Origin of the sequence: Mycobacterium sp. D16Q13 (assembly GCF_002013375.1) — a bacterium.
GTDB lineage: Bacteria > Actinomycetota > Actinomycetes > Mycobacteriales > Mycobacteriaceae > Mycobacterium.
Map to the genome: position 1 here is coordinate 223,571 of NZ_MAEW01000001.1, position 25,345 is coordinate 248,915.

Genomic DNA, 25,345 nt, shown 5'->3' on the forward strand with positions numbered 1-25,345 from the left:
ACGTACCGCCGTGCGTGCGCTAGGCGATGGAGGCGACGTCCCGCCAGAGCGGGCGCCGATCACCATCGGGGTCGCTCTCCACCCGTGAGGGGCTGTCGATGATCAGCACCTGGCGGTCCGGCACCGTATAGGTCGGCCAGCCCTCACCGGGCGCCCCGGTACGCGCGAAGGTGAGCCAATGCCTTTGCATCTCGTCACTGACGGCGCGTGCCTGGGCGCGATCACCGCGTCCCGCCAGGAACGGCGCCGCCACGGTTCGATAGGTGCCGAAGACGGCGAGCAACTCGATGGCGTGGGTGGGTCCCAGCCCGTAACGACGCAGCGCGCGCGTGGCGTAGTCGTACCGATAGAAGTAGACCGGCGCATGCCTGCCGTGCGCTTCGGCGACGCGCCAGGCCGCCGACCCGAACGCCAGGTCACCGGCTAGCTGCAGGAGTGCCTTCTCCGACGGGTAGCCGTCGTAGCCGCTGACGATCCGCTGCACATACTCGGGACCGCCCTTGGACAGGGAATGCTCGAGCGCCTTCGAAGTGATCGGCAGAATCTTGAGCATCTTGGTGAAGAGGGTGGCCTCCTCGGCGTTGTACCCGATGATGAGCGGAACACGATGTGCCTCACCGCGTTCCATCGCCTCGTTCGGGTCCCACGGCAGCACATCGCCGTCGACGCTCGGCCCGAACCGCAGCGATAGTCCGGGAACATGCTTGGCCGTTCCCATCAACCGGAAGAAGGCCTTGACCAGCTCGCGCGGCTTGGCGCTCAGCACGGTTTCGGCGGCATTGGAGTCGCTCGCACCCAGGTACGCCGCGAACTGGCGCGCATTGACGGCGGCGTCCTCGGGACGGACCACGAGACCGGTGGCAGTGCTCTGACAGATGGCACGGTGGAAAAGACCCGCCGCCGAGGGCACCGCAAGCAGGGTGTTCACCGCGTGTGACCCGGCGCTCTCCCCGAAGATCGTCACATTGTTCGGGTCTCCCCCGAACGCCCCGATGTTGTCGTGCACCCACCGCAGCGCCAGCACTAAGTCACGCAGGTACAGGTTGCCGTCAATGGCGTGCTTCTCATCGGACAGCGACGAAAGATCCAGCGCGCCTAGGGCACCCAGCCGGTAGTTGACCGAGACGTACACGCATCCCTGCCGTGCCAGGCTCGCACCGTCGTAGAGCGGGGTGGCCGAGCTTCCCAGGAAGTACCCGCCGCCATGGATGAAGAACATGACGGGCAGCGGCCCGCTGATCGGCCCCTCCGGAGCTACCACGTTGAGGGTCAGGCAATCCTCGCTGAGCTTCTGGGGCTTGCCCGGCAGGATGATGGCGTAGCGATGCTGCTGAATGGAGGCGGCGCCCCACGTGCGGCACTTGCGCACCCCGACCCACGGCTCGGCCGGGCGCGGCGCACGCAGGCGCAGCGGACCCACCGGCGGCTCCGCATAGGGAATCCCGCGGAAGCGGTGCACGCCGCCCCGGGTGAATCCTTCGACAGTGCCGTTGACGGTGTTGATACGGATGGGCTTCTTTGCCATCGGCACATCCTAGGTAACCAACCGGTTGGCCCACAATGCCTGGTTCAGAGAGTGAGACTGAAGCCTTCCCACGCCGCGCGCCTGGTGACCTCCGGGTCCAGCTCCACCCGGGTGGCATGGTCGAACACCATCACCGCGCGATCCGGGGGTTCGTAGGTGGGCCAGCCGTCGCCGGGAATTCCACTGCGTGCGAACGCAAGCCAGCGTCGCTGCACATCATTGCTAACCCGTACGGCATCACGGCGACCGATGGCCCCGGCCATCACCGTGCCCATCGCCCCGCGGTAACTATCGAACACCGCGAGCAGTTCTGTGGCATGCGTGGCGCCCATACCGGCCATCCGTAGCGCCCCGGGGGCGTAGTCGTACCGGTAGAAGTACACCGGCGCGTACCGATGGTGGGCTTCGGCCATTTGCCAGGCCGCCGTGGAGAAGTTCATGTCGCCGGCGAGCTTGACGCGCGCGGAACGTGCCGGGTACCCCGGGTACGCCGCCACGATGCGATCACGATGGACGGGCCCGCCGCGCATCAGCATTCCCTCCAGTGCGGGCTCGGACAGCGGCATCATCTTGAGGACCCGGGTGAACAGTTTGGCCTCATCGGCATTGTGGCCAACGATCAGCGGAACACGATGTGCCTCACCGTGTTCCATTGCCTCGATGGGGTGCCGGGGCAGGTAATGGCCGTCGATGCACGGACCGATCGCGAACGATCCGCCGGGCATGTTCGCCACGATATCGGCGATGAGGGTGTTGAGCGCCGCCCCGAGTTCGGCGGGCGCTGTCTGCAACACGGTCTGCGCGGCAGTTTCCGGTGTGGCACCGAGGATGTGCGCGAACTTCTGCGCATACAGCGCGGCCGATTCGGCGGGCACTGCCATGCCGCTGGCGGTGCTCTGGCAGATCGCACGGTGAAACAGGCCCCCGGCGGCGGGGGTCGCCATCAGGGTCTCCACGCAGTGCGCGCCCGCGCTTTCCCCGAAGATTGTCACGTTGTCCGGATTGCCGCCGAATGCGGTGATGTTGTCGCGCACCCACTGCAGTGCCAGCACGACGTCACGCAGGAACAAGTTGCCATCGATGGTGTGGGCGGTGTTCGACAACGAGGATAGGTCGAGGGCACCCAGCGCGCCCACCCGATAGTTCACCGACACGTAGACACACCCGCGCCGGGTCAGCGAGCCGCCGTCGTACAGCGGGGTCGCCGAGCTGCCCAGCAGATAGCCGCCGCCGTAGATGAAGAACATGACCGGCAGCGGCTCATTGGACGGACGGTCCGGGGTGACGACGTTGACCGTCAAGCAGTCCTCGCTGGCCCGCTGGACGCGTCCGGGTCCCAGCACCCGGTAGCGGCGCTGCTGCGGGGCCGCCGCGCCGAATTCCGTGCAGTCGCGCACGCCATCCCACGGCAGAGCCGGTTGCGGTGCGCGCAGGCGCAGCAATCCGATCGGGGGGCGGGCGTAGGGAATGGACCGGAAGCGCCGCACACCTCCCCGCACAAGGCCTTCAACGACTCCGTGGGGAGTGCGCACGCGGACAGTGGGCGTCTTCGACCCTGAAGCCATGGCAGTCAAGATAGCTGTCCGCGACCTCAATCGCGCTGCCTGCGGGGGAAATCCAGGTAATTCGTGAGCAGCGGCACCCCCGCCATCAGATAACTGATCGCGGTCTTCAGAAATCGGCGGGCGTCGACTCGATGGATTTCGGACCGGTCACGGGAACATACCTATCGATGCACCAATAGCAACATTGGCCCCACCTGCCACTATCGTCACGAGAGTCGAGTACTGACGTCGAAACGGCGTCCTGCCCCGGAAGGTCTGACATGTCGAGGCGTCGCCGAATCTCCGTGGTCTTGTTGACCTCGGCCGTTATCGGATCAAGCGTCGCGATCGATGTCGCGCCCTTGGCCGTCGCCGACCCGTGCACCGGCCCCGCCGCGGGGCTCCAGCCGCCGACCCCGGTCCCCGACGACGGCATACCCGGCCAGGCTCCCCCCATCGGACGCCGACCCGCTGGCGCCAATGACAAGGCACCCCTGCCAGAACTGGGCAAGCTGCCCCTGGCCATCCTCAAGCAGGTGCTGCCCCAACAGAGCGCCAAGAAGAAGCCGGGGTGGGCCCAAGAGCTGGCGCGCCCCGCCCTGCCCAATCCGCCCGAGCCCTCACCGAACAATCTTCAAGACCAGCAGGCCGCTGCCGTCGCACCGGCCCCGGCCCCGGCGCCTGCGGTCGGCCCTGCCCCCGAAGCCGCCGTCTCCCCCTCCACCTCCGTCGTCGGCTGGGTCACCGGTGTCGACACCGGCGCCAACACACTTCAGAAGTTCAGCATCTCCGGAACCGACCTCGGAATCATGTGGGACAACGGCGATTCCGCCGGCCGCCAGGTTCTGATGGCCTTTGGCGACACCTACGGATACTGCGGAATGAGAAGCCAGCAGTGGCGGTACAACACCCTGCTGCGCACTCAGGACAAATCGCTCTCGCGCGGTCTCGCGGTGGCCGAGGGATCGACCTCCAACCCGTATGCCGGTTCCCCGCAGTCACGCCCCGGCTACTCCAAGCAGATCATCCCGCCCATCAAGTGGGCCGCCCAGGAACGCGGCATCATTCCCACGGCCGCCATTTCCGTCGGACGCACCCAGTACATGAACTACATGTCCATCAAGAGCTGGGACAGCGCCGGCGAATGGACCACCAACTACTCGGCGACCGCGGTGTCCAATGACAACGGACAGAACTGGAAGACGTTCCCCCAGAGTGTCCGTCCCGCATCCCCCGACGCCATCAGCCAGGTCCCGTTCACCCCGGGAAATGAGAACTTTCAGCAGGCCGCCTACGTCAAGGGCAACGACGGATACATCTACATCTTCGGAACCCCTTCCGGGCGAAGCGGATCCGGATTCGTATCACGCGCGTTGCCCGGGAACCTGCCCGACGCCGCCAAGCATGAGTTCTGGAACACCGACCGGGGCTCCTGGATACCGGGCGATCCCAACGCGGCGACTCCGATCATCTCCGGCCCGGTCGGCGAGATGTCCGCGCAATACAACACCTACCTCAAGAAATACCTGGTGATGTACGGCGACAAGTCCGGCGATGTCCTGCTCTCCACCTCCCCCGCCCCGCAGGGCCCGTGGAGCCCGCCACAGATTCTCGTCACCGAGTCACAGATGCCGGGCGGGCCCTACGCGCCGTACCTGCATCCGTGGACAACCGGCAAGGAGCTGTACTTCAACCTGTCCCTGTGGTCGGCGTACAACGTCATGTTGATGCGCACCACCCTTCCGTAACAGCGCTACAACCGCTCGATGATGGTCGCGTTGGCCAAACCGCCTGCCTCGCACATGGTCTGCAGGCCATAGCGCCCACCAGTCTGCTCCAACACCGACACCAGCGTGGTCATGAGCCGCCCGCCGCTGGCACCCAGCGGGTGCCCAATGGCGGTGGCTCCGCCGTTGATGTTGACCTTGGACACGTCGGCACCGGTTGCTGCTTGCCAGGCCAGAACCACCGACGCGAAGGCCTCGTTGACCTCGAAGGCATCGATATCCGCCAACGACAATCCGGCACGGTCAAGGACTTTCGCGGTCGCGGGGATGACTCCGGTAAGCATGTACAACGGATCGTCGCCCACCACCGCGACCGAGTGCACGCGGGCCCGTGGGGTGAGTCCGAGCCGCCGGGCGGTCTCACTGGACGTGATGAGCACGGCCGACGCGCCATCGTTGATCGGCGAGGAATTGCCCGCCGTGACCCTCCAGTCGATCTGAGGGAAGCGCTGCTCCCACAATTCATTACGGAAAGCAGGTTTGAGCCCGGCCAAGATGTCCACGGTGGTCGATGGCCGTACCGATTCGTCAGCGGCCACCTCGATCAACTCGCCGTCCGCATTGGGCGCCTTGATCGACACCACTTCGCGCGCGAATCTGCCCTCGGACCAGGCCTGAGCGGCACGACGATGACTCTCGGCGGCGAAGGCATCCAGTTGCCCGCGCGACAGTTTCCATCTCGCTGCGATCAGCTCGGCACTGATGCCTTGCGGAACAAGCCCTTCCGGGTAGCGGTGGGCGATCTCGGGGCCGAAGAAGTCCTTACCCAGGCTTTGACTGCCCATGGGGACCCGGCTCATCGACTCGATACCCGAGGCGATCACCACGTCGTAGGCCCCGGCGATGACCCCTTGCGCGGCAAAGTGAATGGCTTGCTGGCTGCTGCCACATTGGCGATCGACGGTCACCGCGGGGACGGTCTCGGGCAACCCGGCGGCCAGTGCCGCCCACCGTGCCGTGTTGGAGCTCTGCTCCCCCACCTGTCCGACCGCACCGCTGATAACGTCATCGATGAGGGCCGGGTCTATCCCGGTGCGCTCGATGAGCGCGCGAATGGCATGCGCGTGCAGATCGACCGGATGCAGGCCAGACAGCGATCCACCCGGCTTTCCCTTGCCCACGGGTGTCCGTACCGCGTCGACAATCACTGCGTCTCTCATGGCAATGCCTCCTGGATTCATCGTTGAACTCCTCTCCTGCCGGTATACGCTCAGTCAGTTGGAATTCACAACTAAGTGTGATCAAGTGCATAACGTGCTAAGTTGGATTTCACGACTATGAGAGATTGTTCGATAACCAATGCCCTTGACGTCATCGGGGAACGCTGGACCCTGGTGGCCCTGCGCGAGATCATGCTGGGCAATCGACGCTTCGACGCGATCGTCCGCAACACCGGCGCCAGCCGCGACATCCTGGCCACCCGCCTGCGCAAGCTCGTGGACGCCGGCGTCCTGGAAAAGCGCCAGTACGAAGAGCGCCCTCCCCGTTACGAATACCTGTTGACCGAATCGGGGCGCGCCCTTCGGCCGGTGCTGTTCGCCTTGATGGAATGGGGAGACACGTTCGTCACACAGGGCCCCCCACCGAGCGTCTGGGAACACCGATGCGGGTCGGTACTGCGTGTCCAGCCCACCTGTGAGAATTGTGGAGAGGCAGTGACGTTCGACGATCTCACATCGCGACGGCTTGGCAGGGTGCGATGAGCTCCAGGCCCCTCACCTACGGGCCCGCGGGGGCTACCTGCCCGGGCGAAAGCACCTGGGCTCCCACACCATCCGGTCTGCGACGATTCGAACAGACAGTCCCCATCGGACACGGCGATGAGGCATGGCGAAAGGCTTCGCAGGCCGTACTGGCGTGGGGTGTCAAGCGGCGCAGCGGCTTCCGGGTGAATCCGGAGGTGACCGTGAGCGAGGGCGCCGAGTTCCAGATCAGCTTCGGATGGGGCCGGTTCAGCATTCACGAGCCGGTGCGCATCGTGGCCGTGGCCAACACCAACGACCGCTGCGGGTTTGCGTACGGCACGCTACCGGGCCATCCCGTATCGGGCGAAGAGGCATTCATCGTGCACCAGAATGGCGACGGCACGGTGTTTCTCACGCTGCGCTCGCTGACGCGGGCCGCCCCATCAGGCTTCTGGCGGCGAGTCTTCCCGATACTCCTGATGGCGCAACGGGTCTTCCGTCGTCGTTACCTGCGGGCGCTGGCGTCCTAATCGACGGAGGACGCCAGGTCCACCAGTGTCCGCGCCGGTCCTGTCGGCGGAGAACCCGGCCGCCATACTGCCCGGAACTGACGCGTGAACACCATCGCGTCGGCCAGGGCGACCTCACACAGCGTGCCCGCGGACAGTTCGGGGGCCGCGATGAGACGGCTGATTATCGCCGGCGCCAAACCCGTTGCCGCCGCGGCCTTGATCGCCGCTGCCGAGCCCAGTTCTGCCGCCGGCGTCGCGGGCTGGCACACCTGGCTGAGCACCTCCCAAACGGTGTCGCGGGTACCGGAGCCCGGCTCGCGCATCAGAAGCGGCGTGGTGGCGAGTTCGCGCAGCGTCACGGGTTTACGCCGCCGAGCCCACTTGTGTCCGGGCCCCACCACGACGACCAGCTCGTCGGCGCCCAGCACTTCCCCACCCAGTCCGGCGGGCGCGTGCGGCCCCTCGATGAATCCCAGGGTCGCGCTACCGCCCCGCACCAACTCACAGACCTGTTGCGTGTTGCCCACTTCCAGCGACACCGCGACATCAGCGTGCCGTGATCGAAGAGCTGTTAGCCACAACGGAATCCGATGATCGGCGATGGTGCGCGAAGCGGCGACCACCAGCCGCGGCGCCCGGCCGGAATGCAGCGCGGCCACACCGGTGACGAACTCTCGCGCCGCTGCGAGCACCGGAGTGGCGTAGCCGATGACGGCCAATCCAGCATCGGTAAGCCGCGACCCGGTGGGACCACGCTCCAGCAATACCAACCGAAGGCGCCGTTCCAGCGCGCGGATACGCATGCTGGCCGCGGGCTGTGAAATGCCGTGCTGGCGCGCCGCGGCTCCGAGGCTGCCCGTCTCGGCGACGGACACCAGCAGGTCCAGCACGTCGAGATCGGGTGTGCCCGGCGGAAGAGGCATAAGTACAGTTTATGGGGTTCGACTAAAGCGCCTGGTAATTGCCCCCTATTACGATGGGAGAGCCATGGACGACAACGACATCCGGCACCTGCGCCGCTGCATTGAACTAGCCGCCGAGGCCCTCGATGCCGGCGACGAGCCCTTTGGATCACTGCTCGCCGGACCTGACGGCGCCGTGCTGATCGAGGACCGCAATCGCGTCAGCGGAGGCGATTCGACACGCCATCCCGAATTCGAACTGGCCCGGTGGTCCGCTGAGAATCAGCCGCCGGCCGACCGCGCATCCTCAACGGTGTACACCTCGGGAGAGCACTGCCCCATGTGCTCGGCCGCCCACGCATGGGTGGGGCTGGGCCGAATTGTGTACGCCAGCTCCTCGGCCCAGCTGACGCAGTGGCTCACCGACCTCGGCGTGCCCCCGGGCCCGGTTGCGGCACTGTCCATCAACGAGGTCGCGCCTGGCATTGAGACCGACGGTCCGGCACCGGATCTCGCCGGAGATGTGCATGCATTGCACGTCCGCTTCCGCGCGGGTGGCTGATCAGTTCACTTGACGCACGCGACGCCGTCCGCACCCATCTGGCTCAAGTCGGTTGGCGCCGGCGCCTGCACGCCCGTTCCCGTCGCGGCAACCGCGGTCAAGACGTCGGTCGAATTGGCATCCGCTGACGAGTCGCCCTTCTTCCCGGCGCTGTGATGGGCGATGTAGTCGTCCGCGGGGAACTGCGAACCCACCGTCAGCTGAACAGTTCCGGGTGCGACCGCACCGGATTCCGTCATCGGCAGATGCAGTTGATCGGCGAGCGCCTGCGCGCCCTCTTGGGCATCTGAGCCATAGACAATCGAGCTCTCGGTCGACATCGCCTCGGCCGTCGTCGCGCGACCACGCGTGAATCCCCGGGCCGTAAAGGCATCTTCGATGGCCGCACCCAGTCCGTCGCGCTCCGTCGCGTTGACGACGTTGAGCACCACGGGCGTCGAAAGCGGGGCCGCGGGCATCACCGCGGCCGCAGTGGGCGGCGCGGGGGCGATATCGGCGAAGAAGCGATCATGGACGATCTGCCGGATCGTCGGGAGGTCCACGATATTGACGTCCGAACCGTTCGGATCCTGGCCAAAGTCAGAGATGGGCAGCGTGTAGAGAGACATTGGCCTCTTGGTCAATGTCGAGGCGCGCGCGGCGAAGTCGACGATATTGAGGCCGGAGTCGATCGCGACGTTCTCGTGCGCGACGTTCAGGAAGTTGCGCACCGCGGCCGGATTCGACATCGCTCCACCCTTGCGCACCGCGGTCAACAACGACACCAGGAAGGCCTGCTGGCGCCGGGTGCGGTCCATATCCGTGAACGATCCGTCGTTCTCGTCACGCCTCTGCCTGACGAAGGCCATCGCCTGGGCTGCGTCGATCTGCTGAACACCTTCGTGGAAGTTGGCGCCGGAGAACTCGTCGACCGTGTCGTGGTTCAGGCACACGGTGATGGGCTGCACCGACTTGGCGATCTGGAAGAACGCGGCGAGGGTCACTTCCACGAAGTGATCGATCGGCACGCCCAGGAAGTCACGCACCGTGTCGATCTGAGCCTTGCGCCCAGCCTCACGGGCGGCCTGCTCACGGGCGGTCAGATCGTTGGCACCCGCAGTGTCCGAACCACCGCTGGCCTGCCTGTCCAGTGCCTGCTGGTAGGCAAATCCGTAGGCCTGCTTGATCTTGCCCTTGCACACCGACCCGGGGCAGCCCGCCAGGTCCACATAGTCGTCGCGCGGGATCGACACCGCGGTGATGGGACCGTCGTTGCCCGGGATGTGCACCACAATCAGCACATTCGCGTTGTACCCACCGGACGTCTCGTCACCGGCATGCAGCGCGTCGTACATATCCTGCGGTAGCGGCTGCCCGTTCTGGTCGAGCCGGCTATCCAGGCCCATGAGCAGGATGTTCTGGTCTTGGCCGACAGGAGTCAGCACCCCGGGTAACACGTGCGAGGTGATGATCTGCCCTACCGCCGTGTTGTATCCGGCCCAGCCAAAACCTGTGATGGCCATGACAAATGCCGCAGCGATACCGACGACCAGACGCCCCTTCTCCAGCACCCAGCGCTGCGCCTCACCAGAATCCAGCTCGCCCATAACAGTTGACCATTGTTGTGGACAATCGGTCCAAAACACGGCAAGCACGCCTCGGACTCTCCGGCGAGTCCCATATCGACGCCCACTGTGAAGTACGTGTGAATTTGCCAGGGCCGCTCGCTAATCCGCGCGCGCGAGCCCCAGCACCGGGATAATTCGAGTGGTCATGCGCGCGTACTCGGCGAAGTTCTCGAAGCGTTCCGCCTGGCGCGCATAGATCCGGTCGCGCTCCTCACCCACCACATCACGCACTGTCACCGGAAAGCGGTCATCGCCGATCTCCACCGATACCCGATCCGGGTGGGCCAGCGCGTTGTAGTACCAGCCGGAGCTGTTCTCCCGTCCGTTGTTGGAGGCGAACACATAAAACTCGCCACCTTCTTCGCCCGGTTGGTAAGCCATCGGGTTTTGACGCGGTTCGCCCGACTTGGCGCCGATGGTATGCAGGATCAACATGTCGAACTGCGCGAGAAAGCCGTCAACGGCGCCGTTCTCGCGAATCTGGGCCATCACGCTCGCATGAAAGCCTTTGGGGTTCGTTTCGGTCATGCCCTATGCAATGTCAATCTAATTGACACTATTCCCGTGGCGGATGAAATCCTCAACAATTCCCTCGACAAACCCGTCGTCGACCGCCTCCCCCGTCACGATCACGCGGTAGTACAGGGGCGCCACCAACTGTTCGGCGAGGCGAGCGACATCGACGCCCGCGGGCAGTTCCCCCCGCTGCACCGCCCGAGTGAACGGAATCTGATCGCGTGCCTGCTGTTCGCGTAGATAGCGAGCCCGGAACGCGTCCGCGAGCTGCGGGTCATGCTGAGACTGGCCAATGAGGGCCCGAAACACCGCGCCAGCATCATCGGTCGTGAGGAACCGCGCGGTGGCGCCCAGATGGTGCCGCAGGTCGGCCTCGAGGCCGCCCAGATCGGGTGGATCCAACTGAAAGGCGGCGTCTTCCAGGAAGACGTCCATCAGCACCTCCGCCTTGGAACTCCACCAGCGGTAGACGGTCTGCTTGGCCACCCCCGCGGCCTTGGCAATGCCTTCCATGGTCACTCCGGCATAGCCCTTGGCGACCAGCAGATCGTCGGCGGCGTGAATGACGGCCTCACGCGCGGTCTCGCTGCGGCCATGCCGGTTTCCGAAATGGCGGCGCGCGTCGTCGGCCTCGCGGGGCTTCGCCGTCTCACTCACAACGTTCATCGAATCACCACCCTAGACTAGACGAGACGTTGCGTCTATTCTAGGTGATATGACAACGACACTTCATGAACCCGAATTCGCCACGATCGTGGACCGGCTCTTCGAGAACGCCTCACGCGATGCACTCCCCGTCGACCGGACTACTTTCCACGAGAAGTCCGTCGAGGAGCGCGTCGAACTGTTCCAGAACATCTACGTGCCCGTCGCGCCCGATGCCGGACGGCTCCTCTACAGCCTGGTCCGCGCCACCAAGCCCAAGACCATCGTCGAGTACGGCCTGTCCTACGGGATCTCGACCCTGCATTCGGCCGCGGCCGTTCGCGACAACGGTTTCGGCCGCATCATCACCACGGAAATGAACACCGCGAAGATCACCGCCTCACGCGCGACCTTCGCCGAAGCCGGAGTGTCCGACCTCATCACCATCCTGGAGGGCGACGCCCGCGAGACACTAAAGACGATTGATGGACCGATCGAGTTTCTGCTGCTAGACGGCTGGCCCGACCTCGACTTGCCCATTCTCAAGATCCTCGAGGACAAGCTGGCGCCAGGAGCGCTCGTCATCGCCGACAACGTCGGATTCGAAAGCAGCAAGCCATATCTGGAGTACGTCCGTACCCCAGAGAACGGCTACGTGAGTGTGGCCTCACCCATCGGGGAATGCATGGAGCTCAGCTGCCGTTGTGCGTAACGGCGCAATCTCACAGAAGCGTTGGCGGCGGTCGTCTCGCCAAAGTCTCCCGCCGCCAACGCCTTCAGAACCACTCCAGGAAGGTGTGGCATGTCCAAATCTACCCTCGGCCTGACGGCCGCGGCGTGCACTTCGTTCGCATTGCTGTGTGCGGCGCCCGCATCCGCGGGGCCCAAATCACCTCAGACACCCAGCGAACTCGGCGCCGAGCTCCAATCACAGGGCTATAAAGTTCAGTACGAGCGAATCGGCAACTGCGCCTTGGACGCCGGATCGGTTGTCGGCACCCGGATCGGCCCGGCGGTGTGGGCCGATACCACCACCCAGACCAAGGCCGGTGGCGGCGTCGGCGACGGCGCCGGTACCCGCGGGGGCGTCACGTGGAGCCATGACGTGGACCACCAGATCGCCTACATCACGGTGGCATGCAAACGCGCGGCAAAATGAGCCGAGCCGTACGGGAGATCCGGTCGCGATGGCAGCGGTGATGATTGGCAAATAATCGGATGCGCTAGCCGCCCTGGGGAACTAGCATGCCTGAAATCGTCAGTGCCACAGGGTAGCTGGTACGCCCGAAGTGGAGGACTTCCGCCATGGCAACGGGGGGCAGCCGAGGCGAGCGCCCAGAGGATGCCTCGGCCAACAGATCCGGAGGCGAGCCCTGAGGGCTTCTATGCTGGCGGCGTGAGCACGAGCGAGCCCATGGGCACCATTCGAGTCAGCGCTGTGGTGCTGCGGGACGACCGCGGAGCTGTCCTGACCGTCCGTAAACGCGGCAGCACCCGGTTTATGTTGCCCGGCGGTAAGCCCGACGTGGGCGAAAGCGCAGCGGAAACCGCCGTACGTGAAGTCCGCGAAGAGCTGTCGATCGATCTGGAGCCGACGGCACTGCGCTCGCTCGGGGTCTTCAGAGCTGCGGCCGCGAACGAACCCGGATTCGATGTTGAGTCAACGGTGTTCGCCCATCCGCCGGTACCGGTCAGTCAACCGGCCGCCGAAATCGAGGAACTGCGCTGGCAGTTACTTGATGGGCCGTATCCCACAGATCTGGCACCCCTGCTCGCAGAGCACATACTCCCCGCTCTTGTCCAAGCGCCAAGCACGGGTCTGACAGCCCCCTAGAACAAAAGAAGACCCCCCGAACGTTCGGGGGGTCTTCTATCTGTGGAGCTGCCGGGAATTGAACCCGGGTCCAACGGCCGTTCATTAAGGCTTCTCCGTGCGCAGTTCGCTATGCCTCTACTTGGATCTCTCGGTCTCGCGAACAAGCCGAGATGACGATCCCAGTCGCTGTTTGATGTCCCTACGGGCCCCGCGACCGAACCCGTAGGTTTGTCCCTCTAGCTGATGCCAGGGTCCGGGCCGAGGGCGCTCCCGGTCTGACAGACACGCAGTCGCTTAGGCAGCGAGTGCGTAGTCGCGCTGATGAGAATCGGCGCTTAATTGGTTGCAATGACGCTTACGGTGGTCTCTTGCCTGCACCGGCACGCTTCCCTTAAGTCGAGACTCGCTGTCGAAACCTTTCAGCCCCGTCACCCCACCGACCATCGGTGAGACACTCCATCCTACCGCCGCAGATCCACGAAGCCACCGAATTACCCGGCCATGCCACGGTAGCGTGCTGGAAATCGCCAAACCTGGGGAGTTACCACCATGCGCATGCTGCCGAGTGCCTACGCCGCCGTTGTGGCCGGTGCGACCGTATTCGCTGCTCAGGCGTCCGCCGAGCCGGCAGTACCCAACCTCGACGGCTACGCACCTGTCGAGCCCACCGCCTATGAGACGTACTCCGCATACGCCACGACGGGTGTGCAGTTCCTCACCCCCGACGGCCTGCGCTGCCGCATCACCTCGAACTCCCGGGCCACCGGCCTCGAGGGCACGTGCTGGGGCAAGCTCCCCGGCGTCGCGGGCGACGAGAACATCGCCACGGTCTCACTCAACACCCCCGCCGCCAGCCTGACCCACATGCCGGATCTGGGCCAGCAGGAGATTGTCGCGCGGCCCGACGCGTCACCGGCCGGCCCGGCGCCCGTCGACCCCAGCGCCTATCGCCCGCTGACCTCCGGCCAGAAGATCACCTACGGCCTCAAGGCCACCAACAAGATGATCACGTGCGCCGTGAGCGATCAGCGCGAGACGATCTGCATACTGCCCACCAACTTCACCGGCGACAGTCCGCACGGATTCGTGCTGTCCCCCACGGGCAGCCGGGCCTTCTAGCGCGCGTCCTCGAGCACCTGCAAGGCGGCGTTGTATCCCGGTATGAAAGAAATCGCCGGTCCCCCATGACATCCGGCGCTCCCGAGGTACAGGCCCTCGACGGGCAACGGATGGTCGCGGTATCCGCGTGGCCCCGGTCTGTTGACTCCGATCTGGTCTGCGTGCACTAACCCGAAGCAGTAGTCACCGCCCGGTGCCCCGAACATGGTGCCCATGTGCCGTGGCGTGAAGGTGGTGTGCCGCAGCACGATGTCCCCGAAATTGGGAGCCAGCCGGGAGATCTTGTCGATGACCCGCTGCCCCATCTCCGCCTTCATCTCGCCGTACCGGGCATGCTCGGTCTCGACCGGAAACCACAAGGCGAACGCCGAGGCCGCGTACTTGCCCTCCGGCGCCAGCTCTCGGTCGTGCAGGGACGGGATCTGGAACACCACGGCGGGGTCGGCGGGCACGATCCCCCGCCGACAGTCTTCCCACTGCGCCTGCAGCTCTTCGGGCGTGCTGTACATCCCGACCGTCGACTGCATCTGCGGATCGTTCAGACTCTCGTACGGCGCGATGAACTCCGGCAGCGCCGCCAGGGCGAAATGCATTTGCAGATAGCTGCCGCGATGATCCACGCGCGCGAATCGGTCACGCTGATCTGGCGGAACCACCGAGGAATCCAGCATCTCCACCACGGTGAGATCAGGCGCGACGCACGAAACAACCACCGGCGCGGTGATTGTCGATCCATCGTCCAACGCGACTCCGGTCACCCGACCGCCCGCGGTGAGGATTTCGGCCACCTTGCTGCGGAGCCGCACCTCCCCGCCGTGCCCGACGAAGTGATCGTGCAGATGCGACGTCAACGCCCCAATGCCGCCACGAAGCTTCTTCATCTGCAACGCGGTCGCGTCCGGCATCGCCAACCCGAAGGCCAGCGCGGCTGCGCTCCCGGGTGTTTCCGGGCCGCGATAGGTCATGTTGAGCGCCAGGAATGCCAGCATCCCGCGCAGCGCACCATGTTTCTCCTTGTCGGGGAAATACCGGTCCAGCACGTCGGTCACCGAACCGAAGAGCATCTCGTTGATGCTGGCCCGCTCGAATTCATTTGTTGCGCAGGCATACATCTCGTCAAATGTCTTCGGCTGCTGTCCCACCTCGAATCGCCCCAGCGCCCTCGTCGGCGCTTGACTCCACGCCATGATCCCCGCCATGCCGTTGACGGCCTCGGCTCCATGCGCCTCATTGAGATGGGTCAACAGCTTCATCGGATCGCTGTAGTAGATCAGCGGATCGTCGCCAATTCCCCTGAGCGCCACCGAAACAACGTCCAGGTCGACCGTCGGCAAGGCATCAAGGCCGAGGTCACGGCTCAGCACGGCGGATGTCGGAAACTGGACCGATCCGGCGATCTCGAACCGGTACCCGTCGAACAGCTCCACCGTCGAGGCCATGCCGCCGGAGTAGAGCTTGGCGTCGAGGCAGACCGTACGCAGCCCCGACTGCTGAAGTTTCGCCGCCGCAGTCAGTCCGTTGTGCCCGGCGCCGATCACGATTGCTTCGAAGTCCGCCATCACCCCACGCTGGCACGGCTCACCAAGTTTTGTCAATAGTGACAAAACTTGGTTTCAGGACGTCTCGCCGATTCCCGCCTTCAGCGAATCCAGCGCGGTGCGACTCAGCCGCGTGAGCTCCTCGGGCGAGTGATCCTCACCGAGCATCCACGCGTCCATGGCACCGAAGACCGCTGCGGCAATACAGCGCGCCGTCACGGTATTACGCAGGCGCACATCGGGATTGACATCGCCGCCACCATCACGTACGAGGTGCTCCTCGATCACCTCGGCGAATTCGGCCTCCACCTGGCGGATATGCCGCACGATGCGCGCCCGATCGAGCTCCTGGTTGCGCAGCGTCGCGATCTTGATCACCGCGTCGACGTCGTAGGGGGCGCTGAAAATCGCCGACTCCACCGATACCAGGATGGGTTCGCCCGGAGTTCTGGCATCCAGGGCGCTGCGAAACCATTGCAGACCAAGGTCGTAGTCCAGAAAGAGCAGATCGTGCTTGGACTCGAAATGGCGATAGAAGGTTCGCAGCGAGACACCGGCATCCGCCGCGATCTGGTCAACGGAGGTGTCCTCGACACCCTGGCCAAGAAAGCGCACCATCGCCGCCTGCCGAAGCGCCGCGCGCGTCCGCTCGCTGCGCACAGTCTGAGCAGGTCTGACCATCCTGGAAAGGTACCCCACCGGCAGCCGAAGACAAGTTATGTCACTATTGACAAAACTTGATGGTGCTGCGAGGCTCCGGACATGGTGTCGCTCGTCGTCCACGCGATCCTCGGAATCGCAGTCATCGCGCTCATCGTCGCGTCGAATCGACCGATATTCGCCCGGACCGCAACGGGTCCCGCGTTATCGCTGCTCGAAATCGTGTACTACGTCGTCGGTATCGCCTCGATCGCGCTAGGCTGGTACTTCAACATCCGGTACGTCGCCGAGTACCACGTGTCCAACCCGATCACCGGCTGGATCGACTACATCAAGCTGATGTTCGTCAATCCGGCCGCGGGCTCAGCCAGCCAGGACTACACCATCGGCAATGTCATTCTGCTGCCGCTGATGACGATCATCGACGGGTACCGCCGCGACATCCGGCGTCCATGGCTCTACTTCGTCTCGAGCCTCTTCACGAGTTTCGCGTTCGCGTGGGCCTTCTACCTGATCACCGTCGAACGCCAGCGCAGGCACCAACCGGCCACGGTCTTCGAATCCGTGTGAGCTACATGCCTTTTGCGCGACGCCCCAGTTCACGGGTGATCTCGCGGGTGGCGTCCCGCTTGGCCAGGTCCTGACGCTTGTCGTGCGCCTGCTTACCGCGCGCCAAGGCCAATTCCACCTTGACCTTGCCGTCCAGGAAGTACAGCGATAACGGCACCAGCGTGAGGTTGCCATCGCGGATCTTGCCGACCAGTTGATCAATCTGCGCTCTGTGCAGCAACAGCTTCCGGTTCCGCAGCGGCGCATGGTTGGTCCAGGTGCCGTGGTCGTATTGCGGGATATGCAACGCGCGCAGCCACACCTCGCCATCGTCGACGGTGGCGAACGCATCCACCAGGGAGGCCTTGCCCTCGCGCAGACTCTTGACCTCGGTGCCCACCAGCTGCACCCCGGCCTCGTACACATCGAGAATCGAATAGTTGTGCCGCGCCTTGCGATTGGACGCGATGATCTGGCGCCCGTCGGTCGGTTTCTTACTCATCGCCAGGACCTATCTACGCACGTACAGACGCAACGTCACATACGCGGTTACCCCGGCCAGCAGAATGCCCAGCGCCGCCATCTGAATCGACGCGAGGAACACGTCCCCGTAGGTGATCGGGGCAATCAGGTTGGCCTGAATGAACTGTTCCAGCGCCCCGTTGAGGATGGTCACCCGCGCCACGATCAGACCGATCACCGCCAGCAATACACCGGCAAGCGCAGCGATCACCGCCTCCAACAGGAACGGCAATTGTGTGTACCAACGAGTGGCACCCACCAACCGCATGATGCCCACTTCGGTGCGCCGCGTGTAAGCAGCGACCTGAACCATGTTGGCGATCAACAGAACCGCACCCACGGCCTGGACCAGCGCGATCATGAACGCCGCATCACGCAGGCTGTTCAGGACCGCGAACAAGCGGTCGATCAGATCCTTCTGGTTGAGCACGCCCTTCACACCGGGCTTGCCGACGAAGGACTCATCGAAATCCGCGTGCGTCTCCGGGTTCTTGAGCTTGACGATGAAGGAGGCGGGGAACGCGTCCTTGCTCACATCCTTCATCAAGTCCCGGAACTGTGGCAGCCGCTTCTCGGCGTCCGCGTACGCATCCTCACGGTTCACGAAACGCACCGACTTGATGTCGGAACGCTTCTCGATCTCGTCGCGCAGGCTTTTGCAGATATCGCTGCTGCAGTTGGTGTCGCTAGCCGACAGGTCCTCGGTGAGGAAGATCTGCGTCTCCACACGGTCCAAGTAGATGGCCTTCGAGTTCTTGGCAAGCGATATCACCAGCAGACCACCACCGAACAGCCCGATCGCGATGGCGGTCGTGATGATCATCGCCACCGTCATCGTCACGTTGCGGCGCAGGCCGGTGAGGACCTCGTTGAACAGGAATCCAAAACGCATGTTCTATTCCACTTACCTATCTACCCCGTAGACACCGCGCTGCTCGTCGCGGATCAGCTTGCCCAGTTCCAACTCGATCACGCGTTGGCGCATCGAGTCGACGATGTGATGGTCGTGGGTCGCCATCAGCACGGTAGTACCGGTGCGGTTGATCCGCTCCAGCAGCGCCATGATGTCCTCGCTGGTCTCGGGGTCCAAGTTCCCGGTCGGCTCGTCGGCCAGCAGCACCAGCGGACGGTTGACGAACGCGCGCGCGATACCGACGCGCTGCTGCTCACCACCGGACAGCTCCGAGGGCAACCGGCTGGCCTTGCCGGTCAGGTTTACCATCTCCAGCACCTCGGGAACGATGCGGTTGATGATGTCCGTCTGCTTGCCAATCACCTCTAACGCGAAGGCCACGTTCTCGTACACCGTCTTCTGCTGAAGTAGCCGGAAGTCCTGGAACACGCAGCCAATCGTCTGCCGAAGGTGCGGGATCTCGCGGCCGCGCAGCTTGTTCACATGGAACTTGGAAACCTGGATTTCGCCCTTGGTGGGCAGCTCCTCGCCCAGCAGCAGCCGCATGAATGTCGACTTACCCGAACCCGAAGGACCGATGAGGAACACAAACTCACCCTTGTCGATCTCGAGGCTCACGTTGTCCAACGCGGGCCGAGCCGACGATTTGTAGAGCTTGGTTACCTTGTCGAGGCTGATCACGGCACGCCAGTCTAGCCGGGAAACCCGTGATGACCGTGAGGGCACACTACGGCGCGGGGGTCGCGGGCGCCGGCGGAGGCGCACCCGGCAGTGGCGGAAGCTGCGGCGGGACCACCCAGGGAGGCAACCATCCGGGCGGCTGAGGCGGGGTCGTCGTCGGGGGTGTCGGCGGTGTTCCGCTGGGCGTCAACGTCGGGAATGTCGTGACGATGGTGTTCGTCGGCTCCGTCGTCGTGGTCGTGGTGGGCGGCGTCGTGGTCGCCGGACGCCTGGTGGTGCTCGGCACGGGCCGCGGCGCGGTCGTGGTGACGCTGGGCGTGGGCACCCAGGTGTATCCGGGAGGTGGCTGTGGCGGCGCGGGCTCCGGCTTATTGATCTCGTAGAGCCAGCTTGCCGCGACGAACGCGAGAATCAGCACAGCCGTCGAGGTTCGGATCCTGACCTTTGCCCTGAGCTTCGTTCCCCAGGACAGGAGCTTCTCCCACAACGGTTCCTGGCGGGGTTCTCTCATTTGAGATCCTCGTCCTTCACGATCGGTTGCGGCTTGGTGTCAACACCCTCGTCGCGAGCCTCCTCGCGTCTGTTGTCCCGTTTGAGCTCTCCGGAGCTCGACGACGACATGGTGCGCACCACCGGGCGACTGTCCCCCACCAGCGCCACGCCCGCCTTGGCCAGCGCCGCGATCACCTTGGCGCGTAGCCGCCGGCCCACCTCGAACTGCTTACCGGGCAGCGACCGCGCCACCATGCGCACGTTGACCCGGTCCACCTCGATGCTCTCGACACCCATCAGCGACGGGGCATCGAGCAGCAGCTGAGACAGATCGCGGTCCACCAGCGCCTGCTGGCAGACGTCGTACAACACATCGTTGACCCGGGCCAGGTCCACGCTCGTCGGCACCGGGATATCGACGACCGCGCGCGCCCAGTCCTTGGAAAGGTTGACCGCCTTGACGATCAACCCGTTCGGAATGGTGATGACCTCGCCCTCGCTCGAACGCAACTTGGTAACCCGCAGGGTGACCTCCTCGACAGTCCCCCGGGACTCGGTGGTCTGCCCCTGCACGTACAGCTCCACCAGATCGCCGAAGCCATACTGCTTTTCGGTGATGAGAAAGAATCCGCTCAGCAGATCCTGGACGACACGCTGGGCACCGAAACCGAGCGCACCACCCAGCACGGCGGCCGGACCCGCGAGCCCGCCTATCGAAATGCCCAGCACCCCAACGACGTGCACGGTGGTGACCACAACGACCAGCACCACGACGATCCAGGAGACGACGGAGGCGAGCGCCTGCCGGTGCTTACTGGCTTCGGAGCGCACCAACGCGTCGCTCTGCGTGAACGAGCGGTCCAGCCGGCGGGTGATCTTGTGCGCGCCCCAGTTGATGAAGCGGACAAGGATCATCGCGCCCAGGACGGCGATGACGATCTGCAGGCCGCTGTCGAGTAACCAGCGACCAACCTCGCTGGACCACAGGGTGTTCCAGCGCTCCTCGAGACGAAGACTCGCCGCGCTGAACTCGGCGGCGCTAGTCATCTCGCCTATTGCGCCACCGAATGCCCGCCTCGAGGAATCCGTCGATGTCCCCGTCGAGCACCGCCGCGGGATTGCCTACCTCGTACTCGGTACGCAGGTCCTTGACCATTTGGTAGGGCTGCAGCACATAGGAGCGCATCTGAGTGCCCCATGAGCTGCCGCCATCGCCCTTGAGCGCATCCATCTCGGCGCGCTCCTCGAGCCGCTTACGCTCCAGCAGCCTGGCCTGGAGCACCCGCATCGCCGCGACCTTGTTCTGCAGCTGCGACTTCTCGTTCTGGCAGGTGACGACGATCCCCGTCGGGATGTGCGTGAGCCGCACGGCCGAGTCGGTGGTGTTCACCGACTGGCCACCCGGTCCGCTCGATCGGTACACGTCAACGCGCAGATCGCCTTCGGGGATATCGATGTGATCGGTCGTCTCCACCACCGGCAGCACCTCGACATCGGCGAACGAGGTCTGGCGCCGACTCTGGTTGTCGAACGGGCTGATGCGCACCAGCCGGTGCGTGCCCTGCTCCACCGAGAGCGTGCCGTAGGCGAAGGGGGCGTGCACGGCGAAGGTCGCGCTCTTGATACCCGCCTCTTCGGCGTAGGAGGTGTCGAAGACCTCGACCGGGTACTTGTGCGCCTCGGCCCAGCGGATGTACATGCGCATGAGCATTTCGGCCCAGTCCGCGGCGTCCACACCGCCGGCGCCGGACCGAATCGTGACCACGGCCTCGCGCTCGTCGTACTCACCCGAGAGCAGCGTCCGGACCTCCATGGCCTCGATGTCCTCGCGCAGCTTCGCGCGGTCGGCATCGGCCTCCGCCACCACCGAGGCGTCGTCGCCTTCCTCGGCGAGCTCGTAGAGCACCGGCAGATCATCGAGCCGCTGCCGGAGCGCTTCGACCCGCCGCAGCTCACCCTGCGCGTGCGAAAGCTGGCTCGTCACCTGCTGGGCACGCGCCTGGTCATCCCACAAGTTGGGGTCGGCGGCGGATTCTTCGAGCGTCTTGATCCGGGCACGCAGACCGTCGACGTCGAGCACCCGCTCCACCGTGGTGAGGGTCGTGTCGAGGTCAGCGATGTCGGCTTGGCAGTCCAGATCCACAACAGTTGAGGTTACCGGGCTGACGGAGCACAACATTCCGACCCGATGGATCACCCCTACCCTCGCGTCACCGCGCGGATGTGATCGGCAGAGTGGCCCAGACGGATAGCTGCCTCCGATACCGCCGCGCGGTCCATTAATTCCGGTGGCCCCAGCGCGCCGAGGACCGCTGCCACCTCGCCGTCATCGCCGAAGACGGGAACACCCAAGAACCCGATCCGGCATGGCTTGGCCAAGTCAACCGGTTCGCTCATCATGTCCACCATGACGTCCAGAGTTCGCTGGTCGGCCTCGCGGCGCCCTCCCGCCGGCGCACCGGCGAGCGAGTAGAACTGATCTACATGCATGCTCTGGCGCGCGACATAGAAGCCGTCGGCACGCACCCGCGCCAACATGGCCGAGACACGTTCCCATCGCGAGTCAGAAACCTTCGCCCCGGCGTTCTCCAGCCACCGCCGAACCAGCGAATCGTCGGCCCACGCCATGAAGATGATCCCGGCCGGGGCCGCCAAACGGACACGGCTACCGACGGGATAGCCGACACCCGTCGCGGAACGTCCCGACGACGAGATGACCGCCACATCGTCGCCGATGACCATCGCCATCGTGGCCAGCGCGGCGAAGTGGTGCGCGAGCTCGGCGACCTCACGGTCTGCCGCCGCGGCGATGCCGAAGCGCGCACGCGCCGCATGACCGCCGATGAGCAGCGCCGGGCCTATCGAATACGTCTTGTGCCGGGGATGTCGCTCCAGATAGCCCGCGTCCGTCAGCGCCTGAAGTATCGCGAGAGTGGATGCCGCGTTGACACCCACCGCTTCGGCGATCTCGGTCATCGACTTGGGCTGGGTGGGTCGTGCCGCCAAGTGATCCAAGATCTGCGTGGCCCGCACGACAGCGGGCGCGGGCTTCGTCATTCGCGTCCCAATCTGGTAGCAGACTGCTACGATTTGCTGTCGGATTTGATATATCAAATCCGACAAAGACATACAATAATCAACTACTAGCTACCCGGTGGATTGATCCATGCATTCCTTTGGAAAACAGCTAGCCGCACTACCAAGATCACGGTACGGCCCGTGGGCCGTTATCGCGGCCGGAGAGACAGAAACGGCGACCGCGTTCGCGCGCCATATCGCGGCGAACGGCATCAACATCGTCCTGGCGGCGCATGGCGGCAGGGCCGACGCATACACGCTGGCCGTGACCGCCGGGGTCAGTGTGCGCACCACATCGCCCGACGTCTTCACCGGCGAGCTCGCCGCGGCCACCGACGACATCGACGTGGGCCTGTTGGTGTGCGTCACCGACGAGGACACCGGCAGCAGCCGCTTCGGCGAATCCGACCTGAATCGAATGCGGACGCTCTACCTGTGCCATCGATTCGGGCATAGAATCGCCGACCGCGGCCAGGGCGGCGTCATCATGGTGAGATCGCTGGCAACACGAGGGATGGCGCACCACACTCAGCCGCGCGGAGCCGATTCGACATTCACGACGGGCATCCGCGATGACCTGCACAGGCAGGGCGTCGAGGTGGCCCTGTTCGACGATTACGTGCCGCACCGGCCCGCGATGGACGCCGACGACCTCGCCTTGATGGCCCTGGCCCGGCTCGGTCGGCGACGACACCGTCAGTGTCTTCACGAACTTGATCAGCCGGATTGCCGCAGCGTCCGCGGCGTCAACTGACGATCCGACAGTTGTGCACCGGGCGTTCAGTTTCCCGTCCCTCCCTATCCAAACTGACGCACTGGTAAGTTCCTGACCGTGAGTCAGGAACTTAAAACTGCGCCCAAGACCGAACTGCTTCACCCCACCCAGGACGACTTCGCCGAATTCGACGGCGAGACACGTCGGCTCCTGAAGGCAACCGTCGATTGGTTCGAAGAACGCGGGAAGACCCGCCTGCTCAAGGACTATGTCGACAAGGTCTTCTACCAGGACTTCCTGGACTTCGCGGCGCGCGAGAAGCTGTTCGCCACCTTCCTCACCCCGGCCGCCGACGGCGCCGGGAACGCCGACAAGCGCTGGGACACCGCCCGCGTGGCCAAGCTCTCGGAGATCCTCGGCTTCTACGGCCTGAACTACTGGTACCCGTGGCAGGTGACCGTGCTCGGGCTCGGGCCGGTGTGGCAGAGCACCAACACCGACCCCCGCAAGCGTGCCGCCGACTTGCTTGACGGCGGTGCCGTCGCGGCCTTCGGCCTGTCCGAGCAGGCCCACGGCGCCGATATCTACTCCACCGACCTGGTACTCACCCCCGTCGAAGGCGGCGGATACAAGGCCTCCGGCCGCAAGTACTACATCGGCAACGGCAACTGTGCCCGCATCGTCTCGGTGTTCGGCCGTGTTCAGGACCGCGACGGTCTGGACCAATACGTCTTCTTCCTCGCCGACAGCGAGCACCCCAACTACACGGTGATCAAGAACGTCGTGCCGTCCCAGATGTATGTCGCCGAGTTCGAGCTCAACGACTACCCGGTGAGCGAAGACGACATCCTGCACGTCGGCGCGGACGCCTTCAGTGCGGCACTCAACACCGTCAACATCGGCAAGTTCAACCTGTGCTTCGGCGGCATCGGCCTCTCGACACACGCCCTGTACGAGTCCGTCACCCACGCGCACAACCGCATTCTGTACGGCAACCCGGTCACCAAGTTCGACCATGTGCGCCGCGAGTTCGTGGACGCCTACGCCCGGTTGATGGGCATGAAGCTGTTCAGTGAGCGCGCCGTGGACTACTTCCGCACCGCCAGCCCCGAGGACCGCCGCTACCTGCTGTTCAACCCGGTCACCAAGATGAAGGCCACCACCGAAGCCGAGAAGGTACTGGCGTTGCTGGGGGATGTCATGTCGGCCAAGGCATTCGAGGCCGAGACCTACACCACCGCGGCACGTATCGACGTGGCGGGGCTGCCCAAGCTTGAGGGCACGGTGGCCGTCAACCTGGCACTGATCCTCAAGTTCATGCCCGCCTACCTGCACCATTCGCAAGACCTCCCGGTCCCCGGAGTGCAGCTGGAAGCTCGCGACGACGAGTTCCTGTTCAACCAGGGCCCGGCCAGCGGTCTGGGCAAGGTCCAGTTCCACGATTGGCGCAAGCCGTTCGCGGAGAACGCCGGCATTCCGAACGTCGCAGCCTTCACCGAGCGCGCCGAGGCGCTGGCCACCCTGGTGGCCGCGGAGAAGGACGCCATCAAGACCGCCGGCCTGGATCTGCAGTTGAGCATCGGTGAGCTGTTCACCCTCGTGGTGTACGGCGGACTGATCCTGGAGCAGGCCAAGCTACGGGGTACCGACGAGCAGCTCATCGACCAGATCTTCGAGATCCTCAACCGGGACTTCTCGCAGTACGCGGTCGACCTGATCGGCAAGCGCGAGGCCACCGCTACGCAACGGCAGTGGGCCAAGGACGTGATTTCAGAACCCGTATTCAATTCCGAACGCTTCGATGCGATTTGGAATCGAGTCGAGGCGCTGTCCGGCGTGTACGAAATGCGGGCCTAGTCCGCAGGTCTACCCGCGCACCCTCGGAACCGTCGCTAGCATCGGTGGGGTAACCCGTCCGCACAGGACCGCGGCCAGCCCCCTGTCGGCCAGCCCATAGCCGACGACAGCCGCTGCCCC

At 64.7% G+C, this 25,345-nt stretch carries 26 protein-coding genes, 1 other RNA gene and 1 pseudogene; 11 read left to right on the forward strand and 17 right to left on the reverse strand.

The window, feature by feature from the left end; genetic code table 11:
• Nucleotides 1-19 precede the first annotated feature (19 nt).
• Both B4400_RS01115 and B4400_RS01120 read right to left on the reverse strand, forming a co-directional pair.
• The gene (locus B4400_RS01115; protein ID WP_078308801.1) at nucleotides 20-1,525 is read right to left on the reverse strand and encodes a carboxylesterase/lipase family protein; all 1,506 of its coding nucleotides are present in this window, start codon (nucleotides 1,523-1,525) and stop codon (nucleotides 20-22) included.
• Between the two features lie 44 nt (nucleotides 1,526-1,569).
• Nucleotides 1,570-3,090: a carboxylesterase/lipase family protein gene (locus B4400_RS01120; protein WP_078308800.1), complete on the reverse strand. Its 1,521-nt coding sequence runs from the start codon at nucleotides 3,088-3,090 to the stop codon at nucleotides 1,570-1,572.
• 260 nt (nucleotides 3,091-3,350) lie between these two features.
• On the opposite strand from B4400_RS01120, the gene B4400_RS01125 reads away from it, so the two are divergent.
• Complete coding sequence (locus B4400_RS01125; RefSeq protein WP_078308799.1) at nucleotides 3,351-4,817, forward strand: glycoside hydrolase family 183 protein; 1,467 nt, start codon at nucleotides 3,351-3,353, stop codon at nucleotides 4,815-4,817.
• A gap of 5 nt (nucleotides 4,818-4,822) precedes the next feature.
• Here the strand turns inward: B4400_RS01125 and B4400_RS01130 are convergent, their stop codons facing one another.
• On the reverse strand, nucleotides 4,823-6,016 hold the full coding sequence (locus B4400_RS01130) for a thiolase family protein (protein ID WP_078308798.1): 1,194 nt from the start codon (nucleotides 6,014-6,016) through the stop codon (nucleotides 4,823-4,825).
• 117 nt (nucleotides 6,017-6,133) lie between these two features.
• Here B4400_RS01130 and B4400_RS01135 point away from each other — a divergent pair, with 117 nt between their 5' ends.
• Nucleotides 6,134-6,559: a winged helix-turn-helix transcriptional regulator gene (locus B4400_RS01135; protein ID WP_078308797.1), complete on the forward strand. Its 426-nt coding sequence runs from the start codon at nucleotides 6,134-6,136 to the stop codon at nucleotides 6,557-6,559.
• Nucleotides 6,556-7,071, forward strand: a complete 516-nt coding sequence (locus B4400_RS01140) for a DUF1990 domain-containing protein (RefSeq protein WP_078308796.1) — start codon at nucleotides 6,556-6,558, stop codon at nucleotides 7,069-7,071. The genes B4400_RS01135 and B4400_RS01140 overlap by 4 nt, the downstream gene beginning before the upstream one ends.
• Here the strand turns inward: B4400_RS01140 and B4400_RS01145 are convergent.
• Nucleotides 7,068-7,976: a LysR family transcriptional regulator gene (locus tag B4400_RS01145; protein ID WP_078308795.1), complete on the reverse strand. Its 909-nt coding sequence runs from the start codon at nucleotides 7,974-7,976 to the stop codon at nucleotides 7,068-7,070. The genes B4400_RS01140 and B4400_RS01145 overlap by 4 nt on opposite strands.
• A gap of 64 nt (nucleotides 7,977-8,040) precedes the next feature.
• Here B4400_RS01145 and B4400_RS01150 point away from each other — a divergent pair, with 64 nt between their 5' ends.
• A complete protein-coding gene (locus tag B4400_RS01150; RefSeq protein WP_078308794.1) occupies nucleotides 8,041-8,517 on the forward strand; it encodes a nucleoside deaminase in 477 nt (158 codons plus the stop codon).
• 5 nt (nucleotides 8,518-8,522) lie between these two features.
• Here B4400_RS01150 and B4400_RS01155 read toward each other — a convergent pair whose 3' ends face one another.
• The 3 genes from B4400_RS01155 to B4400_RS01165 all read right to left on the reverse strand — a co-directional run bounded on the left by B4400_RS01155 (nucleotide 8,523) and on the right by B4400_RS01165 (nucleotide 11,297).
• On the reverse strand, nucleotides 8,523-10,103 hold the full coding sequence (locus B4400_RS01155) for an LCP family protein (RefSeq protein ID WP_078308793.1): 1,581 nt from the start codon (nucleotides 10,101-10,103) through the stop codon (nucleotides 8,523-8,525).
• A gap of 120 nt (nucleotides 10,104-10,223) precedes the next feature.
• A complete protein-coding gene (locus B4400_RS01160; protein WP_078308792.1) occupies nucleotides 10,224-10,652 on the reverse strand; it encodes a nitroreductase/quinone reductase family protein in 429 nt (142 codons plus the stop codon).
• An 18-nt stretch (nucleotides 10,653-10,670) separates the two neighbouring features.
• Complete coding sequence (locus B4400_RS01165; RefSeq protein WP_078309006.1) at nucleotides 10,671-11,297, reverse strand: TetR/AcrR family transcriptional regulator; 627 nt, start codon at nucleotides 11,295-11,297, stop codon at nucleotides 10,671-10,673.
• A gap of 58 nt (nucleotides 11,298-11,355) precedes the next feature.
• On the opposite strand from B4400_RS01165, the gene B4400_RS01170 reads away from it, so the two are divergent.
• From B4400_RS01170 to B4400_RS01180, 3 genes are all read left to right on the forward strand, one after another.
• On the forward strand, nucleotides 11,356-11,997 hold the full coding sequence (locus B4400_RS01170) for an O-methyltransferase (RefSeq protein ID WP_078308791.1): 642 nt from the start codon (nucleotides 11,356-11,358) through the stop codon (nucleotides 11,995-11,997).
• A gap of 90 nt (nucleotides 11,998-12,087) precedes the next feature.
• Nucleotides 12,088-12,444: a hypothetical protein gene (locus tag B4400_RS01175; RefSeq protein WP_078308790.1), complete on the forward strand. Its 357-nt coding sequence runs from the start codon at nucleotides 12,088-12,090 to the stop codon at nucleotides 12,442-12,444.
• Between the two features lie 282 nt (nucleotides 12,445-12,726).
• Nucleotides 12,727-13,119 (forward strand): NUDIX hydrolase, encoded by a 393-nt coding sequence (locus tag B4400_RS01180; protein ID WP_502688366.1) that lies wholly within the window; start codon nucleotides 12,727-12,729, stop codon nucleotides 13,117-13,119.
• A gap of 40 nt (nucleotides 13,120-13,159) precedes the next feature.
• Here the strand turns inward: B4400_RS01180 and ssrA are convergent.
• Nucleotides 13,160-13,528: a transfer-messenger RNA gene (ssrA, locus tag B4400_RS01185) on the reverse strand.
• 122 nt (nucleotides 13,529-13,650) lie between these two features.
• Between ssrA and B4400_RS01190 the strand changes: the two genes are divergently transcribed.
• Complete coding sequence (locus B4400_RS01190; RefSeq protein ID WP_078308789.1) at nucleotides 13,651-14,220, forward strand: hypothetical protein; 570 nt, start codon at nucleotides 13,651-13,653, stop codon at nucleotides 14,218-14,220.
• On the opposite strand, the gene B4400_RS01195 is transcribed toward B4400_RS01190, so the two are convergent.
• Complete coding sequence (locus tag B4400_RS01195) at nucleotides 14,217-15,779, reverse strand: phytoene desaturase family protein (protein ID WP_078308788.1); 1,563 nt, start codon at nucleotides 15,777-15,779, stop codon at nucleotides 14,217-14,219. The genes B4400_RS01190 and B4400_RS01195 overlap by 4 nt on opposite strands.
• Nucleotides 15,780-15,833: 54 nt before the next feature.
• The gene (locus tag B4400_RS24790) at nucleotides 15,834-16,439 is read right to left on the reverse strand and encodes a TetR/AcrR family transcriptional regulator (protein WP_078308787.1); all 606 of its coding nucleotides are present in this window, start codon (nucleotides 16,437-16,439) and stop codon (nucleotides 15,834-15,836) included.
• 81 nt (nucleotides 16,440-16,520) lie between these two features.
• Between B4400_RS24790 and B4400_RS01205 the strand changes: the two genes are divergently transcribed.
• Nucleotides 16,521-16,988, forward strand: a complete 468-nt coding sequence (locus B4400_RS01205) for a DUF2834 domain-containing protein (protein ID WP_078308786.1) — start codon at nucleotides 16,521-16,523, stop codon at nucleotides 16,986-16,988.
• A 1-nt stretch (nucleotide 16,989) separates the two neighbouring features.
• On the opposite strand, the gene smpB is transcribed toward B4400_RS01205, so the two are convergent.
• From smpB to B4400_RS01240, 7 genes and pseudogenes are all read right to left on the reverse strand, one after another.
• On the reverse strand, nucleotides 16,990-17,469 hold the full coding sequence (smpB, locus tag B4400_RS01210; protein ID WP_078296445.1) for an SsrA-binding protein SmpB: 480 nt from the start codon (nucleotides 17,467-17,469) through the stop codon (nucleotides 16,990-16,992).
• Nucleotides 17,470-17,478: 9 nt separating this feature from the next.
• On the reverse strand, nucleotides 17,479-18,381 hold the full coding sequence (ftsX, locus tag B4400_RS01215; protein ID WP_078292190.1) for a permease-like cell division protein FtsX: 903 nt from the start codon (nucleotides 18,379-18,381) through the stop codon (nucleotides 17,479-17,481).
• A gap of 12 nt (nucleotides 18,382-18,393) precedes the next feature.
• Nucleotides 18,394-19,083, reverse strand: a complete 690-nt coding sequence (ftsE, locus tag B4400_RS01220; protein ID WP_046254400.1) for a cell division ATP-binding protein FtsE — start codon at nucleotides 19,081-19,083, stop codon at nucleotides 18,394-18,396.
• Between the two features lie 397 nt (nucleotides 19,084-19,480).
• Nucleotides 19,481-19,594 (reverse strand): annotated as a pseudogene (locus B4400_RS25115) (Rv3103c transmembrane domain-containing protein); the annotation flags it as partial.
• Nucleotides 19,591-20,622: a mechanosensitive ion channel family protein gene (locus tag B4400_RS01230; protein WP_078308784.1), complete on the reverse strand. Its 1,032-nt coding sequence runs from the start codon at nucleotides 20,620-20,622 to the stop codon at nucleotides 19,591-19,593. The gene B4400_RS01230 and the pseudogene B4400_RS25115, both read right to left, overlap by 4 nt.
• Nucleotides 20,615-21,718, reverse strand: a complete 1,104-nt coding sequence (prfB, locus tag B4400_RS01235) for a peptide chain release factor 2 (RefSeq protein ID WP_078308783.1) — start codon at nucleotides 21,716-21,718, stop codon at nucleotides 20,615-20,617. The genes B4400_RS01230 and prfB overlap by 8 nt, the downstream gene beginning before the upstream one ends.
• A 56-nt stretch (nucleotides 21,719-21,774) precedes the next feature.
• Entirely contained in the window at nucleotides 21,775-22,632 is an 858-nt protein-coding gene (locus tag B4400_RS01240) for an IclR family transcriptional regulator (protein ID WP_078308782.1), read from the reverse strand.
• 109 nt (nucleotides 22,633-22,741) lie between these two features.
• Here B4400_RS01240 and B4400_RS01245 point away from each other — a divergent pair, with 109 nt between their 5' ends.
• The gene (locus B4400_RS01245) at nucleotides 22,742-23,407 is read left to right on the forward strand and encodes a Rossmann-fold NAD(P)-binding domain-containing protein (protein WP_078308781.1); all 666 of its coding nucleotides are present in this window, start codon (nucleotides 22,742-22,744) and stop codon (nucleotides 23,405-23,407) included.
• Between the two features lie 78 nt (nucleotides 23,408-23,485).
• Entirely contained in the window at nucleotides 23,486-25,225 is a 1,740-nt protein-coding gene (locus B4400_RS01250) for an acyl-CoA dehydrogenase family protein (protein WP_078308780.1), read from the forward strand.
• The last annotated feature ends 120 nt before the right edge of the window (nucleotides 25,226-25,345 follow it).

Excerpts from the sequence above, each read along its gene's own strand:
- B4400_RS01150 (WP_078308794.1), top strand. The coding sequence starts at position 8,041 with ATGGACGACAACGACATCCGGCACCTGCGCCGCTGCATTGAACTAGCC.
- B4400_RS01170 (WP_078308791.1), top strand. The coding sequence starts at position 11,356 with ATGACAACGACACTTCATGAACCCGAATTCGCCACGATCGTGGACCGG.
- B4400_RS01230 (WP_078308784.1), bottom strand. The coding sequence starts at position 20,622 with ATGACTAGCGCCGCCGAGTTCAGCGCGGCGAGTCTTCGTCTCGAGGAG.
- B4400_RS01205 (WP_078308786.1), top strand. The coding sequence starts at position 16,521 with ATGGTGTCGCTCGTCGTCCACGCGATCCTCGGAATCGCAGTCATCGCG.
- B4400_RS01120 (WP_078308800.1), bottom strand. The coding sequence starts at position 3,090 with ATGGCTTCAGGGTCGAAGACGCCCACTGTCCGCGTGCGCACTCCCCAC.
- B4400_RS01130 (WP_078308798.1), bottom strand. The coding sequence starts at position 6,016 with ATGAGAGACGCAGTGATTGTCGACGCGGTACGGACACCCGTGGGCAAG.
- B4400_RS01115 (WP_078308801.1), bottom strand. The coding sequence starts at position 1,525 with ATGGCAAAGAAGCCCATCCGTATCAACACCGTCAACGGCACTGTCGAA.
- smpB (WP_078296445.1), bottom strand. The coding sequence starts at position 17,469 with ATGAGTAAGAAACCGACCGACGGGCGCCAGATCATCGCGTCCAATCGC.
- B4400_RS01155 (WP_078308793.1), bottom strand. The coding sequence starts at position 10,103 with ATGGGCGAGCTGGATTCTGGTGAGGCGCAGCGCTGGGTGCTGGAGAAG.
- B4400_RS01175 (WP_078308790.1), top strand. The coding sequence starts at position 12,088 with ATGTCCAAATCTACCCTCGGCCTGACGGCCGCGGCGTGCACTTCGTTC.
- B4400_RS24790 (WP_078308787.1), bottom strand. The coding sequence starts at position 16,439 with ATGGTCAGACCTGCTCAGACTGTGCGCAGCGAGCGGACGCGCGCGGCG.
- B4400_RS01140 (WP_078308796.1), top strand. The coding sequence starts at position 6,556 with ATGAGCTCCAGGCCCCTCACCTACGGGCCCGCGGGGGCTACCTGCCCG.
- B4400_RS01240 (WP_078308782.1), bottom strand. The coding sequence starts at position 22,632 with ATGACGAAGCCCGCGCCCGCTGTCGTGCGGGCCACGCAGATCTTGGAT.
- B4400_RS01190 (WP_078308789.1), top strand. The coding sequence starts at position 13,651 with ATGCGCATGCTGCCGAGTGCCTACGCCGCCGTTGTGGCCGGTGCGACC.
- ftsX (WP_078292190.1), bottom strand. The coding sequence starts at position 18,381 with ATGCGTTTTGGATTCCTGTTCAACGAGGTCCTCACCGGCCTGCGCCGC.
- B4400_RS01195 (WP_078308788.1), bottom strand. The coding sequence starts at position 15,779 with ATGGCGGACTTCGAAGCAATCGTGATCGGCGCCGGGCACAACGGACTG.
- B4400_RS01160 (WP_078308792.1), bottom strand. The coding sequence starts at position 10,652 with ATGACCGAAACGAACCCCAAAGGCTTTCATGCGAGCGTGATGGCCCAG.
- B4400_RS01145 (WP_078308795.1), bottom strand. The coding sequence starts at position 7,976 with ATGCCTCTTCCGCCGGGCACACCCGATCTCGACGTGCTGGACCTGCTG.
- B4400_RS01125 (WP_078308799.1), top strand. The coding sequence starts at position 3,351 with ATGTCGAGGCGTCGCCGAATCTCCGTGGTCTTGTTGACCTCGGCCGTT.
- B4400_RS01135 (WP_078308797.1), top strand. The coding sequence starts at position 6,134 with ATGAGAGATTGTTCGATAACCAATGCCCTTGACGTCATCGGGGAACGC.
- B4400_RS01245 (WP_078308781.1), top strand. The coding sequence starts at position 22,742 with ATGCATTCCTTTGGAAAACAGCTAGCCGCACTACCAAGATCACGGTAC.